We start from the raw sequence: 14,202 nt of genomic DNA on the forward strand, positions 1-14,202 counted from the left end.
CTGTCAGACACAGTCTGTGTAAAGTTAAAACATCTATATGAAAAGGGGCAAATGGGAGATAAGAGGGGGATTTCATGGTGAGTACTATAGCTAAAAAGCGGGGGTTTGGCGCTGTCTTATGGGATTACTTGACGACGGTTGACCACAAAAAAATTGCCATACTATATTTAGTGGCAGGGGGATTTTTCTTTTTAATTGGCGGCCTGGAAGCGATGATAATCCGTATTCAGCTAGCCATCCCTGAAAATGATTTTGTAAGTGCAGGGTTTTACAATGAAGTCATGACGATGCATGGAACAACGATGATTTTCCTTGCAGCAATGCCGCTTTTATTTGCATTAATGAATGCGGTTGTACCTATTCAAATTGGTGCACGTGACGTAGCGTTTCCATTTGTGAATTCACTTGGTTTTTGGCTGTTCTTTTTCGGAGGAATTTTCTTAAATCTTGGATGGTTTATGGGCGGGGCACCTGATGCAGGCTGGACTGCATACGCTTCGCTCACGCTGAATTCAGAAGGACACGGCATGGATTTCTATATTTTAGGGTTGCAGATAGCGGGTATTGGTACGCTAATTGCCGGAATCAACTTTCTTGCAACGATTATTAATATGAGAACGCCTGGTATGACGTATATGAGAATGCCGCTCTTTACTTGGACGACATTTGTCGCCTCAGCACTGATTTTATTCGCATTCCCGCCGCTTACTGCAGGGCTTGCGATGCTGATGCTTGATAGAATGTTTGATACGAGCTTTTTTAATCCAGAGCTCGGCGGAAATACAATCATCTGGGAGCATTTGTTCTGGATTTTCGGACACCCAGAAGTTTATATCTTAATCCTGCCAGCATTCGGAATATTTTCTGAAATCATTCCAGTGTTTGCAAGAAAAAGGCTGTTTGGGTATTCGTCGATGGTGTTTGCGACTGTATTGATTGGTTTCCTTGGATTCATGGTGTGGGCGCATCACATGTTCACAACAGGACTTGGTCCGATTGCCAATGCCATCTTTGCTGTAGCCACAATGGCGATTGCGGTGCCGACAGGAATTAAAGTATTTAACTGGCTGCTCACCATATGGGGCGGTAATGTGAAGTTTACAACGCCAATGCTGTATTCCGTTGCCTTTATACCGTCGTTTTTACTTGGCGGGGTAACCGGAGTCATGCTTGCAGCAGCTGCAGCAGATTATCAGTTCCATGATACGTACTTTGTTGTGGCGCATTTCCACTACGTCATTATCGGCGGGGTCGTATTCGGTATTTTAGCTGGTGTGCATTACTGGTGGCCGAAGATGTTTGGAAAAATACTGAATGAGAAGCTTGGGAAAATTGGCTTTGTGCTGTTTTTCGTCGGTTTCCATTTAACCTTCTTTATCCAGCATTTTCTCGGTCTTTGGGGCATGCCGCGCCGAGTCTTTACATTCTTGCCGGGTCAGGGGCTAGACCTTGGGAACTTGGTCAGTACGATTGGGGCACTGTTCATGTTTGTGGCTGTTGTCATCATGCTGATTAATATCATCTGGACGACAGCAAAAGGGGAGCGTGTATCGGGCGATCCTTGGGGAGATGGAAGAACGCTTGAATGGGCAGTGTCTTCACCTCCGCCAGAATATAACTTTAAACAGCTTCCGCTTGTCAGAGGACTAGATCCATTATGGATTGAAAAAATGGATGGTAAAAAAGGAATGACAGCATCTGAACCGCTCGATGATATTCACATGCCGAATAATTCCATCTTACCTGTCATTATCTCATTCGGTCTATTTGTGTCAGCGTTTGGCTTCATGTATCGTCAAGAGCATAGCTGGGGGCTTCCAGTGATTCTCATTGGTCTTGGCATTACATTTGCGACCATGCTGGTTCGCTCTCTTAAAGACGATCATGGGTACCATATTCACAAAGAAGATTTGACCGATGACGATGATAAAGGGGTGAAAGCATAATGGAACCACAAAAAATGACAGCAGAAACTTTTCCGGCTTCTCCTGAGAAAGCCACGTTAGAAGGAAAGAATAAGTTCGTCGGGTTCTGGTTGTTTCTTGGGGGAGAAACCGTTCTGTTTGCATCGCTCTTTGCCACGTATTTGGCGCTGAAAAACTCTAATGCAGGCGGAGCAAAAACAACTGATATGTTTGATCTCACGCTTGTCTTTATTGCCACGATGCTTCTACTGACGAGCAGTTTAACGAGTGTGTATGCAATGTATCATATGAAAAACTTTGCCTTTAAAAAGATGCAGCTTTGGCTTGGTGTGACTGTGCTATTAGGTGCTTCATTTTTAGGGGTTGAGATTTATGAGTTCTATCATTATGTGCATGCGTATGATTTTACCATTACCAGTTCAGCTCTTGGTTCCTCCTTCTATACACTTGTAGGAACTCACGGGGCTCACGTCGCCTTTGGACTTTGCTGGATTACCGCTCTTATGATTCGAAATATGAGACGCGGACTCGATTTATACAATGCGCCGAAATATTATGTGGCAAGTCTGTATTGGCACTTCATTGATGTTGTGTGGGTCTTCATCTTTACCGTTGTATATTTAATGGGAATGGTGGGATAAGAATGGGAAATAAAAACACAAATCAGTCTAAAGTCGATCTTGTATACCGTAAAAAGAAAAATGCCGAAGAAATGAAGCATCAGCTCATTTCTTTCGGCTTGATGATTGGATTAACCTTTGTTGCCTTTTTAACAATCGCTTCTGAAGACGTAGGAAACTGGTTCGCAGTACCATTTATTTTACTGCTTGCCGTTATTCAGGTGGCTTTTCAGCTTTATTATTTTATGCACATGAACCAAAAAGGGCATGAAACACCCGCATTGTTTCTTTACTCAGGTGTGTTTGTCGCGTTTATTACCGTATTAGCCTTTTTGACCATTATTTGGTGGTAAGCCCGCTTTGCCCTTGAAGGAGGCGCAGCAATGGAGAACTTAGAAATATTCGGATTTCGGGCATTATGGAGCCCTTACTATTTGACTAGTATTGTCATAGCAGCTGCTCTTTATCTGCTTCTTGTGACAAAGGGGAAGTATCGTGCGACGGTAAAAGAGAAAACGCTGTTTCTGACCGGGCTTGTGCTGTTATACGCCGTAAAAGGAAGCCCGATTGATTTAATGGGGCATATTATGTTTAGTGCACATATGGCGCAAATGGCGGTGCTCTATTTAGTCATTCCGCCTCTCCTTATTACAGGATTACCTGCGGCCATTTGGGAGCGGATCATACAAACACCAGGCATTCAGCAGATGTTTCGTTTGTTTTCCAAGCCTTTAATTGCATTGCTCGGGTTTAACGGCTTGTTTTCGATGTACCATATTCCGCTTGTGTTTGACTTTGTGAAAACAGATCCGTTTTATCATGCGCTGATGACAGTGGTCATTTTTATCGCTGCTTTTTTCATGTGGTGGCCGCTCGTTCATAAAGTCCAAAGTCAGCCTCAGATTACAGGCATTTTAAAGCTTGGTTATATCATGGCAGACGGGATATTAATGACTCCTGCGTGTGCACTCATCATGTTTAGTGAGGCGCCGATCTATGCAACCTATTCTGATGCTGGTGCTTGGATACAGGCGCTGCATCTATGCGTACCAAGTGATACGCTGGCAGGTCTTGCGCTCACAGGTCCTGAAATGTTCCATACCTTGCCGCTGCTAGAAGACCAGCAGCTAGGCGCGATTTTGATGAAAATTATTCAGGAGATTGTGTACGGCTCGATCCTTGCTGTTGTCTTCTTTGACTGGGCAAGAAAAGAAAGAGCGAAAGATGCCGTACCAGATGCCCTGATTCCGAAATATGAATGAAAAAAGCACAGCCGGATGGCTGTGCTTTCGTTTATGCTTCTGCAGTCATTGCTTCTAGTTTTTCTTTCAGCTGTTCAAGTGTTTTTTTGCTTGATTGGATGAGAGACTTAGGGAAATCTTCGCCTTCGCCGTATTCAACACCGTGCGGATAATAATGTTTTCCGAGTAAAGGTGTGAGAAGCTGTATGTGTGCTCTTTTTGAACCTACATCTCCTTCGGTGGCGTAGCCGGAAATGCGTAAATAAAAGGTTCCCTCTACCATGTTAAACTTTCTGTCGTACGTCACACGCTCATAATCCCATTGATCGGCTCGTACAAATCCTTCACTTTCCATGATGAAATCTAATTTATTTAAGTCAGCTGCTACCTTTTCAATCCCCGTACCTTCAAACTTCACCCAAAACCCCTCCTTATAAAAATTCCCTTTACTGACAATCATAGTATGAAAGCGTTAAACTTTCAACTGTGAAAGGTATGTTCTTTTATAACCTGGTTACAGTAATAAAGAAAATAACAGATGGAGGAATCAACGTGAAAACAAAAAAAATCAAAGATATTATGACAAAAAAAGTAGTGACATGTCAGCAAGATGACAATACGTATGAAGCGGCAGTCAAAATGAGAGACGCAGACATTGGTGCCATTCCCGTGGTTAACGGAGATCAGCTCGTTGGTATCGTGACAGACCGTGACCTTGTACTCAGAGGCATTGCAGAAAAAAAGCCAAACTCACAGGAAGTAGGCTCGCTGATGACGAAGGAAGTACTGACAGCAGAAGAAGATGCAACGCTTGAAGAAATTGTCCGGCTGATGTCAGAGCACCAGCTTCGCCGCATTCCTGTTGTGAAGAACGGTGCATTAACAGGGATTGTCGCTCTTGGAGATTTATCCGTCGAAGATTTATCGAATGATCGCGCAGGAGATGCACTGACAGAAATCTCTCAGCAGGATCAAGATCATGGGCAAGGATTTCTTCATTAAGAGGGGCATATTTTAAATTCGTGTTAAATAGGCTGTATTGTCGTTGATAAATAGAGCGAGTTTTGTTTAAATGACAGTAGAAGGTACTTTTTGTACCTTGCCAATTTAACGGAGGTGTTTATTTGAAAACTGTGCTCAAAACACTCCTCATCCTCCTGATTATATCTGGAACGTACGTTCTGTTTATTCAATATGGATCTTCACCAGAAAAAGAAAACAGCAATGAACCGAAGGTGTCTAATGAAGAAACATCTAGCGATAAGCCGATCAACATCCCTAAAAAGGGGCTCATGTCCTTTATGGGGAAATCTTCAAACGAAGTGCTTAAACAGCTGGGAGAACCAGATCGCATTGATCCTTCCGCATATGATTATGACTGGTGGATATACAATCAATCGAAGAAGCACTATATTCAAGTAGGGGTAAAGGATAGTAAAGTGGTGACATTGTTTGCAACAGGAGACGGGCTCAATGTTGAACCGTTTAAAATCGGTCAAGCCACAAGTGAGGTATTTAAAAAAACACAAATTGCACCTTACATTCATGTAGAGGATGAACAAAATTCATACCGCTTTGAATTCTCAGAAGATGATATGAATACAAGACCTACCGTGAAAGTGGACGATGATGTATATGTTCAGCTTTACATGGATAAGTTTGAAAGCACCCTTTCAAGTATCAGGGCGTTTAACGCAGATACATTTGTGAAACAAAAGCCATACGAAGTCGTCTATCGTGGTCAATTGATAGAACCAGAGGCAATATCGGGTGAAAAATGGAAAGAGATCGAAGCTTCCAGTCAAAAACAAATTTTTGATATGACCAATATTATTCGTCATAAGTACAAACTGCCGATCTTAAAGTGGGATGATGAAACCTCTGAAGTGGCATTCATGCATAGTGAGGACATGAAAGAGAATCATTATTTCTCCCATGAATCTAAAAAATACGGTACGCTGAAAGACCGATTAGAAAGAGGCGAGGTGGCATTTCAGCTCGCAGGTGAAAACATTGCCTATAATTATGTAGATGGACCTGCAGCGGTAGAAGGCTGGCTCAATAGTGAAGGTCATAGGAAGGCGTTATTAAATAAAGATTACACACACCTTGGCGTCGGTGTGAAAGAAAAATACTACACCCAAAACTTCATTAAAAAAACATCTTAAACGAAAGCAGCTGCACCATCGCAGCTGTTTTTTTGATTGAAAAAGAGGCTCACCAAAATAACTGCTGATGTATATAGTATAGTAGGCATTTGTATGGGGGGTGAGGATATGACAAACAAGCAAAAACAAACATCCATTGATGAATTTAAACAATTCGTCAGACGCCATCCGAAGTTAATTCAAGAAGTGCAAACGCAAGAAAAAAGCTGGCAAAGTGTATACGAAAATTGGGTCATGTTTGGTGAGGAAGATGAGATGTGGTCTCCTTACCGGCAAACGCAATCTGGAGACGTGAAAGAAGAAAAAGACTCTAAGCCAAGTGAAGCGGGAAAAGCCGATTTTATGTCTAAAATGGTTTCTGCTGTGAAAAAAATGGACGCTGATCAAATGAATGAACAAATCAACAAAATGAGCCAGTCTATTTCCTCTTTACAAAGCTTACTCGGACAATTTTCATCAAATGGCTCAAAGAAAGGTTCATCTGGAGGCAGTCAGCACCCATTCTCCTTCAGGAAAGATTAAGTGAAAGGGGATGCTTTTGGTGCGGAAAGAAGTACTGGAGTTTGTCATGGCCGAAGAGGATCGAATCAAATTCATCAGACAGCGTCCTCTCTGGTACAGACAGCTGACTCGACATCCTGATAAGCTATCGTCCTTTGAATTAGATAAAATGAATTTTTACGAAAAAACCATTCCTCATCGTGTGAGTCAGTTGAGTAACAGTGTCCAAATGGCTGAAATGATGATTCAAATGTTCCAAGCAATGCGCAATCAAAATGGAGCCGGATGAGGCTTTTTTGAGTTGATTAAGATGTCTATTTCCTGAGCATCCTATAAAAGTAGATGAAAGGAGAATCAGATGATGAAATGGATGCTGTCAATATGCGCATTGCTTTTTCTTGTCACCGGGTGTCAAAGTCAACATGAAGAGAAGCAAGTCATAAAGCAAGATCCAGCTGTACATGTGATGCAGCAAGCCCAAAGCGAAATGAAGCAGCAAGGTTTTTTAAAATACAAAGTGCAGGGGTCTTCTGTTTATATAGAAAGTACACTGCAAGATTTTCATCTTGAGCCTACGCGACTAAAAAAGGATGAGAAGGCGGGATATTTTACAGTGTATGTAGACGGAAAACGTGCAGGCAATGAATATACTGCTGCATTTGTGGTCAAGCATCTCTCAAAAGGAAAGCATAAAATGACCGTTGTGCTCAATTCTCGTCATCCAGAATATAGGCAGAAAAGAGAGACATGGGATGTATTTGTGACGTAAAAGCATTTTCTGATCCATAGGTTTCGTGGTAAACTATGAATTGGAGGTGCATCATTTATGTATGCGACAATCGAATCTGTGGAGCTCCAAGAGGAAGCGAATCAATTGGCTGCCATGATTCTTCAGTCGGAGGAGGCTGAACATTACCGCAACTGCTTTAAGCGTCTCCAGCAAGACGAAGAAGCCCAACAAATTATTGCCCATTTTACAAAAGTAAAAGAGCAATATGAGGATGTGCAGCGGTTCGGCAAATACCATCCGGACTATAGAACGATCTCAAAGGAAATGCGTGAGGTCAAAAGAAAGTTAGATCTTCACGATACAGTGGTTGATTTCAAAAAAGCAGAAACAGCGATTCAATCCATCTTAGATGAGATTAGTATTGAAATCGGTCAAGCTGTATCAGCATATATCAAAGTTCCAACAGGGAACCCGTATTTTGATGGTCTATCATCATGCGGCGGTGGCTGTGGATCTGGTGGCAGCTGTGGCTGTAAAGTATCTTGACGAGACTTGAATGTCTCGTCTTTTACATAATGACTGAAAAGAATTGAAAAAGCGGCAGGTGAAAAGATGGAAACCAAACGTCAAGGGATGGTCGTTTGGCTGCATTCGTTAAAGCAGTCAAAGGCGCTAAGAAAATTTGGAAATGTTCACTATATTTCACGGAAAATGAAATATGCAGTGATCTATTGTGATATGAATGATCTCGAGCGCCATATGGCTAAGCTCAGCTCATTGCCATTTGTGAAGCGTGTTGAGCCTTCATATAAACCTTTTATTAAATTAGAGTACGAATCCAAATTGGACAAAGCAAAAGAGTATGATTATAAAGTGGGCTTTTAAAGACACAAAAAAACCCCCGCGGCATCACCCGCGGGGTCCTTCTATTCTTAATGATTCATTAAGGAGAAGGCAAAGGGAGAGGAGAAACCGGAGGAAGAACTTATGGGGAAACGTAAGTCTTCTCCGCGGTTGGCAACAGCACCACATCAGATGCTGTTATAAGTAGTATGACCCCGCTTTCCTTGATCTATACATAGTAAATGAATGAAAGTCCGCGCATTGTCCCCTGCGGAGTGTTGTGGTAAGATAATGTTGGATTTTTTGTCATACACAATAACCAATAGAAGCAAGCAGAAAAAGTGGTGGAAAAATGAGAGTCATCTCTGGAACGAGAAAAGGCCGCACACTTAAAGCGGTACCAGGTCAATCAACAAGACCGACGACAGATAAAGTAAAAGAATCGATATTTAATATGATCGGCCCGTATTTTGATGGCGGATGGGCCCTTGATTTATTTGCGGGAAGCGGTGGTTTAGGGATTGAAGCGCTTTCTAGAGGATTCGATCATTGCATATTCGTTGATCGAGATATGAAGGCGATTCAAACGATCAAAGGAAACCTCAATCAATTGGAGCTGATTGATCAAAGTGAAGTGTTTCGAAACGAGGCAAAGCGTGCACTTGCAGCCGTTGTGAAACGAGAGGAATCCTTTCAAGCGATCTTTCTTGATCCGCCTTACAAAGATCAACAGCTAAAAGCACTTCTTGACATGATTGACGAGCATGCCTTATTAACAGATGACGGCGTGATCGTGTGTGAGCATGATAAGGACGTTATACTGCCAGAGGAAGCTGGACAGCTTTACATATCAAGACAGGAACTGTACGGGTTGACTGGTATTACGATCTATAGAAAGCGGGGAAATTAAAGCATGGGGAACATAGCCGTTTGTCCGGGTAGCTTCGATCCAGTCACATTGGGCCATTTGGATATCATCAAAAGAGGTGCAAAGATCTTTGATGAAGTGTATGTATGTGTACTAAATAACTCATCCAAGAAACCGTTATTTACCGTTGAAGAACGGTGTGAGCTCATTCGCCAAGCGACGAAGGATCTGCCAAATATCAAAGTCGAATCCTTTCACGGTCTGCTTGTTGATTATGCGAAACAAAAAGAAGCCAAAGTCATTTTACGCGGATTAAGAGCTGTGACAGACTTTGAATATGAAATGCAGGGCACATCAATGAATAAAGTGTTAAACGATGACATTGAAACGTTTTTCATGATGACCAACAATCAGTATTCCTTCTTAAGCTCAAGCATTGTCAAAGAAGTAGCGAAATATGATGGTTCAGTCAAAGACCTTGTGCCAAAAGAGGTAGAAGAAGCGCTGATAGAAAAATTTAAAGGATGAGTGCACTGTGCACTCATCCTTTTTTTAATTTCTGATAGTATAGCGCCGTATACAAGATCAAGCTGCATAGCGTGATCAAAGGGCCAGCTGTCACAAGCTGATTCCAAAGCACACTGCTGTACATGACGACCTGCTGGCTTGCTTCAAAGGCACCTGCTGGGAGAGCCATGTCAGATCGAGAGACATAAAGAGGCTTGAACAATAAGAAGGCAAAAACAGCTGCATAAATCCCGTGAAGCAAACGAGCGAAGAAAAACGGTTTAAAGCGTATATCTGTTGCCGCCAGAATGCCAGCGACCTGAGCTTGAACAGAAAACCCGCTGAATCCTAATATAAAGCTGACGACAATCGTTTTAGCAAGAAGGGTGACTTCCTGTGACCCTGTCAGCTGACTTCCTAATGTGATTTCAAATAAACCGGCAATCATCGCAAGATCTAATTCTGGCGGAAGGTGCATCGTTTGCAGCATATATCCGATCCCTATGGATAAGAGATCCGTCACATGAACAACTGACAGCATTTTGCTAAACACAGAAAATAAGATAATAAAGCCGCCAATCATAAAGAGTGTTTGGACTGATGACATGACCGCATCACTTAAAATTTGGCCGAGCGGTCTTTTCTCTGCGAGTCTTGCTGTATGAAGAGCGCTGAATGCTTCTTGAAACGGTGGGAATAAAATTTGCTTACGGCTTCTCAGATGTGCATCATGCCGTGCTTTATATCCTCGCATCGTCACCCCAACAGCGAGATTCCCTAAATAATGTGCGCAGGCCAAAACAATTCCTAAAGCTGGATGATGAAAAAAACCAACAGCCACCGCACCGAAAATAAACAATGGGTTCGATGAATTTGTAAAAGAAACGAGGCGCTCTGCTTCGATTTGTGTCAGTTGCCCTTCCTGCCTGAGTCTTGTGGTTAATTTCGCACCAGAAGGAAAGCCTGATGCCATTCCCATCGCTAGGACAAATCCGCCTACACCAGGCACTCGAAAGATGGGGCGCATAAATGGCTCTAATAATACCCCGACAAATCTGACAATCCCGAAACTAATTAATAGCTCGGACAAAATAAAAAAAGGAAGCAATGATGGAAATACAACCTCCCACCACATTGCAAGTCCATTTTTAGACGCTTGCAAAGAGGCTTGTGGATGTGTAATCACAGTGGCTGTTAAAAAGATAAAAAAAGCAGCGATGAACAGAGTGTTCCATTTTTTCATGGAGATTTCGCCCCTTGCCGTTATGATCTATTGGCGAGCTCGTGATCAAAAAAGAAAGAAACTAGCCGAGCCTGTCTTCTATTACTATACGAGCAGAAGGGGCATGTTTAGACCAATAGATTCGTATATATGCATAGAAAAGAGGAGGGTGGATTTTCATGAGGCGACCAGTCATCGGGCTTGCGTTAGGCTCTGGGGGTGCGAGGGGAATGGCACATATCGGAGTTTTATCTAGTCTTGAGAAACAAGGTATTCAGGTAGATATGATTGCTGGCAGCAGTATTGGCGCACTTGTTGGGAGCTTTTATGCGGCAGGACAGGACGTAGAAAAAATGAAAAAACTTGCACTTGTCTTCAGAAAAAAGTATTATGCTGACTATACACTGCCAAAAATCGGTCTTTTAAAAGGAAATCGAATTTTGCAGCTGATTCACACGTTTACATATGGGAAAAAATTCGAAGAATTAAAAATGCCCCTTGCAGTGGTTGCCTGTGACCTCGAGACAGGGGAGAAGGTCGTGTTTAAAAAAGGGTCTGTCTCACAAGCAGTCAGAGCAAGCATCAGCATTCCGGGCGTGTTTGTTCCTCATGAAATGGGCGGCAGACAGCTAGTGGATGGAGCGGTTGTGGACCGCATTCCTGTGTCTGTTTTAAAAGATATGGGCGCAGACCTCATTATCGCCTCTGATGTATCAAGGGTGAAAAAAACAGAAAAGGCGACGAGATTATCGGATGTGATTATGCAAAGTTTGGACATCCTTCAAAATGAATTGGTCCGTCATCAAACCATTCACGCTGATGTCATGATCCGGCCGAGGCTTGAAACATTTAGCTCGAGTGCGTTCGTGCAGGTGCAGGAGATGATTGAAGCAGGTGAGCTTGCCGCAGATCAACTAACAGGTACACTGAAAGATGTCATTGATAAATGGGAGTGTTAATCGAATGAAAAAATTAAATATTCGCTGGCTCAGCTTTTTTGTCGTTATCCTTGTATTATGTGGCTTAACCTTTGTCAAACTGCCATATTACGTGACAAAGCCGGGTGATGCAACCGAGATTGCTCCCCACATTCAAGTAGACGGCGGATATGGCGAGAAGGGCAGCTTCTCTCTTATGACAATTAAAGTAGGTCCAGCCAATCCGTATACGTATTTGCTTGCGAAAATGAATAAATATGATGAAATCGTCCCAGAAGAAAATATTAAAGCGGACGGGGAGTCGGATCAAGATTATATGAAACGGCAGCTGCAGCTGATGAAAAGCTCGCAAGAAAATGCCATGATTGCAGCATATACAAAAGCAGGTAAAAAAGTAGATTATACGTTTAACGGCGTATATGCAAGCTACGTGATGAAAGGAATGTCTGCTTACGGCAAAATTGAAGTGGGCGACCGAATTAAAAGCGTTGATGGCAAGACCTATGATTCTGCTGATAAAATGGTTTCGTATATCAGCAGCAAAAAAGCAGGTACATCTGTCCGTTTTGTCCTTGAACGAAATGGCAAAGACATGACGGAGAAAGTGACGTTAAAACCATTTAAAGAAGAGCCGAATCGAGTTGGAATTGGCGTATCATTATTTACAGACCGAAATGTGAAAGTCTCACCTTCTATTAAGGTGGATATCGAAAATATCGGCGGCCCATCAGCAGGTCTTATGATGTCACTTGAAATTTATAACCAGCTGACAAAAGAAGACGAAACACATGGCTATGCGATTGCAGGAACGGGAACGATTGACGCCGATGGAACGGTCGGTCCAATTGGTGGAATCGATCAAAAGGTCGTGGCGGCAGATAAAGCAGGAAAAGATATATTCTTTGCACCGAATGATAAAGGTGATCCAAATTCAGACTATAGAAATGCTGTCAAAACAGCGAAAGATATTAAAAGTGATATGAAAATTGTGCCTGTAGATACAATGCAAGATGCCCTGAACTATTTAAACAAATTAAAAGAGAAAGCATCTTAATCAAAAAAGAGCAGCCTTCATAAAGGCTGCTCTCAGCATGTAGACAAACCTTTGCATTCTTTGTCAGGACTGCAAAGGTTTTCTATTATGCTGAAAAGAAGACAAAGGCTAAAATAAAGATCATTTTAGCCCTGTGTCAACAATTTGGAGCAGCCTTCCGCAAGGCTGCTTTTTTTGCTAAGACTGGAAGAGACCAGTCTCTTCATCATATCGGATCGGTGAGGTTTTAAATTCCGCTTCCGTTAAGTTCGTTTGCATCGGCTCACTAACGGGCAGGCTGAAGACGCGGGATGCGCGAATATCAAGATCAAGTGCGGGATGTGAAAAGGCAGACAGCTTACTGACGAGCGGCACGTCCAATTCTTTTTTCACAAGAGATAAGTATTGCTGCCCTTTCTTTGACATACCAAGTAAACGAATATAAGGCGCTTTTTTCTCTTTCAGCAGCTCATGCATGGCACTCTTTTTCACCCTCATTAAGAGATGTGTGTTCATCCGTTGCAGCCTCGTCCACGTATAGCGTTTTGTTTTCACAAGTGATAGATATTCCTCGTAGGAGGACGCATGTGTAATCGCCTTTTGCATGCGGTGTTCGATGCCTTCTTCGATTTCATAGATGCCTTCTAGTTCTGCCGTATCCATTGTGTGAAAAACGTGTTTTAAGAAGCTAAAGTAGGCTTCTTGTGTATGTAGAAGACCATATGAAGAATGATAGTCATGTAATTGCTTGAGCGTAGCTTCTGGGAGATAAGGGGCGACTGTTTCAAATGTACCATGATCTTTTAACGCTTTTCGTATACTTGTTGCGCTTGCGATTTTCTGATTTTCAGGTAGTTTATCATCATGATAACCAGATGAAATCCTTTGAGAGGTAAAGGGCTGCATGTGAGGGGATCTCTCCAAGATGGCTTTGACATAATGGAAACCTAAAATATTATTGGGCAGAGACAGATCCAGTAAGTGCTTAGGATCAATCACCTCTTGAAACGCAGCAGCAGCTGCAGCTGGATAACTAAGGCCCTCTTTTACTTTTCCTTTTGTGAAAAGGTCAATTTCTTCTTTTTTCTCATGCCAAGCACGAGCTGTTCGCTCGAATGCTTTGATGTCACCATCCTCGCTGCCGAAAAAAAGGGAGCGGCATTTTAAAGCATCTAGAATCGCCACAGCACCGTTTGCAAAGGTTTCTGCCTTTTGCACTGCGTATATGTATGGAAGCTCACACACAATGTCTACACCGTTTTGCAGTGCCATTTTTGTCCGCGCCCATTTTGAGACGATGGCAGGCTCACCGCGCTGGAGGAAGGAACCGCTCATGACGGCAATGGCAACATCTGAGGAGGTATGTGTTTTCGCCTGACGAACATGATAGGCATGTCCATAATGAAATGGATTATACTCGACAACGACTCCTGTTGCTTTCAATAGATGTTCCGCCTTTCTTGCTATGGTTAAATGGTCTATGCTACAGTAGCATAAGGGAAAAATGAAGCCCATTTTTTTCAGTGTAGGCATTCCGAGAACTGATGTCAAACAACGCTCTGACATCACAAAGGACTGTAAAGAAAAAATATTGACAAATAACATG

18 protein-coding genes are annotated in these 14,202 nt (G+C 42.5%); 15 read left to right on the plus strand and 3 right to left on the minus strand.

Annotated features, from left to right (window positions below):
• Positions 1 to 74 precede the first annotated feature (74 nt).
• From ctaD to ctaG, 4 genes are read left to right on the plus strand one after another with little or no spacing between them, the layout of a single operon-like run.
• Entirely contained in the window at positions 75 to 1,946 is a 1,872-nt protein-coding gene (gene ctaD, locus MHH41_RS07110) for a cytochrome c oxidase subunit I (RefSeq protein WP_050945109.1), read from the plus strand.
• Complete coding sequence (ctaE, locus tag MHH41_RS07115; protein ID WP_003210862.1) at positions 1,946 to 2,566, plus strand: cytochrome c oxidase subunit III; 621 nt, start codon at positions 1,946 to 1,948, stop codon at positions 2,564 to 2,566. Before ctaD ends, ctaE begins: the two co-directional genes overlap by 1 nt.
• A gap of 2 nt (positions 2,567 to 2,568) precedes the next feature.
• Positions 2,569 to 2,898, plus strand: coding sequence for a cytochrome c oxidase subunit IVB (gene ctaF / locus MHH41_RS07120; RefSeq protein WP_003211520.1), 330 nt, complete (start codon positions 2,569 to 2,571; stop codon positions 2,896 to 2,898).
• A 30-nt stretch (positions 2,899 to 2,928) separates the two neighbouring features.
• Complete coding sequence (gene ctaG, locus MHH41_RS07125) at positions 2,929 to 3,807, plus strand: cytochrome c oxidase assembly factor CtaG (RefSeq protein WP_003211132.1); 879 nt, start codon at positions 2,929 to 2,931, stop codon at positions 3,805 to 3,807.
• A gap of 31 nt (positions 3,808 to 3,838) precedes the next feature.
• Here the strand turns inward: ctaG and MHH41_RS07130 are convergent, their stop codons facing one another.
• Positions 3,839 to 4,204 (minus strand): YugN family protein, encoded by a 366-nt coding sequence (locus MHH41_RS07130; protein ID WP_050945108.1) that lies wholly within the window; start codon positions 4,202 to 4,204, stop codon positions 3,839 to 3,841.
• A 161-nt stretch (positions 4,205 to 4,365) separates the two neighbouring features.
• Here MHH41_RS07130 and MHH41_RS07135 point away from each other — a divergent pair, with 161 nt between their 5' ends.
• The 9 genes from MHH41_RS07135 to coaD all read left to right on the plus strand — a co-directional run bounded on the left by MHH41_RS07135 (position 4,366) and on the right by coaD (position 9,424).
• A complete protein-coding gene (locus MHH41_RS07135; protein WP_044142103.1) occupies positions 4,366 to 4,788 on the plus strand; it encodes a CBS domain-containing protein in 423 nt (140 codons plus the stop codon).
• Positions 4,789 to 4,910: 122 nt separating this feature from the next.
• Entirely contained in the window at positions 4,911 to 5,954 is a 1,044-nt protein-coding gene (locus tag MHH41_RS07140) for a CAP domain-containing protein (protein WP_003212349.1), read from the plus strand.
• A gap of 108 nt (positions 5,955 to 6,062) precedes the next feature.
• Positions 6,063 to 6,476 carry a YlbD family protein gene (locus MHH41_RS07145; protein ID WP_003212038.1) on the plus strand — a complete coding sequence of 138 codons (414 nt, stop codon included), beginning with the start codon at positions 6,063 to 6,065 and terminating at the stop codon, positions 6,474 to 6,476.
• 19 nt (positions 6,477 to 6,495) lie between these two features.
• Positions 6,496 to 6,744: a YlbE-like family protein gene (locus tag MHH41_RS07150; RefSeq protein ID WP_034619936.1), complete on the plus strand. Its 249-nt coding sequence runs from the start codon at positions 6,496 to 6,498 to the stop codon at positions 6,742 to 6,744.
• A 72-nt stretch (positions 6,745 to 6,816) separates the two neighbouring features.
• Complete coding sequence (locus tag MHH41_RS07155) at positions 6,817 to 7,224, plus strand: hypothetical protein (RefSeq protein WP_050945107.1); 408 nt, start codon at positions 6,817 to 6,819, stop codon at positions 7,222 to 7,224.
• 57 nt (positions 7,225 to 7,281) lie between these two features.
• Positions 7,282 to 7,731 (plus strand): YlbF family regulator, encoded by a 450-nt coding sequence (locus MHH41_RS07160; RefSeq protein WP_007499807.1) that lies wholly within the window; start codon positions 7,282 to 7,284, stop codon positions 7,729 to 7,731.
• 66 nt (positions 7,732 to 7,797) lie between these two features.
• Positions 7,798 to 8,070 (plus strand): YlbG family protein, encoded by a 273-nt coding sequence (locus MHH41_RS07165; RefSeq protein WP_003212137.1) that lies wholly within the window; start codon positions 7,798 to 7,800, stop codon positions 8,068 to 8,070.
• Positions 8,071 to 8,380: 310 nt separating this feature from the next.
• Entirely contained in the window at positions 8,381 to 8,938 is a 558-nt protein-coding gene (gene rsmD / locus MHH41_RS07170; protein ID WP_003211265.1) for a 16S rRNA (guanine(966)-N(2))-methyltransferase RsmD, read from the plus strand.
• 3 nt (positions 8,939 to 8,941) lie between these two features.
• Positions 8,942 to 9,424 (plus strand): pantetheine-phosphate adenylyltransferase, encoded by a 483-nt coding sequence (gene coaD, locus MHH41_RS07175; protein WP_044142001.1) that lies wholly within the window; start codon positions 8,942 to 8,944, stop codon positions 9,422 to 9,424.
• A 13-nt stretch (positions 9,425 to 9,437) separates the two neighbouring features.
• Here the strand turns inward: coaD and ylbJ are convergent, their stop codons facing one another.
• A complete protein-coding gene (ylbJ, locus tag MHH41_RS07180; RefSeq protein WP_003211685.1) occupies positions 9,438 to 10,646 on the minus strand; it encodes a sporulation integral membrane protein YlbJ in 1,209 nt (402 codons plus the stop codon).
• Positions 10,647 to 10,804: 158 nt separating this feature from the next.
• On the opposite strand from ylbJ, the gene MHH41_RS07185 reads away from it, so the two are divergent.
• The gene (locus tag MHH41_RS07185) at positions 10,805 to 11,584 is read left to right on the plus strand and encodes a patatin-like phospholipase family protein (RefSeq protein WP_050945106.1); all 780 of its coding nucleotides are present in this window, start codon (positions 10,805 to 10,807) and stop codon (positions 11,582 to 11,584) included.
• 4 nt (positions 11,585 to 11,588) lie between these two features.
• Positions 11,589 to 12,617 (plus strand): SepM family pheromone-processing serine protease, encoded by a 1,029-nt coding sequence (locus MHH41_RS07190; protein ID WP_340866016.1) that lies wholly within the window; start codon positions 11,589 to 11,591, stop codon positions 12,615 to 12,617.
• Between the two features lie 177 nt (positions 12,618 to 12,794).
• On the opposite strand, the gene MHH41_RS07195 is transcribed toward MHH41_RS07190, so the two are convergent.
• On the minus strand, positions 12,795 to 14,039 hold the full coding sequence (locus MHH41_RS07195; RefSeq protein ID WP_251191307.1) for a nucleotidyltransferase: 1,245 nt from the start codon (positions 14,037 to 14,039) through the stop codon (positions 12,795 to 12,797).
• Between the last annotated feature and the right edge of the window lie 163 nt (positions 14,040 to 14,202).

This window comes from Bacillus sp. FSL K6-1145 (assembly GCF_038003425.1).
Classification (GTDB): Bacteria; Bacillota; Bacilli; order Bacillales; family Bacillaceae; genus Bacillus; species Bacillus pumilus.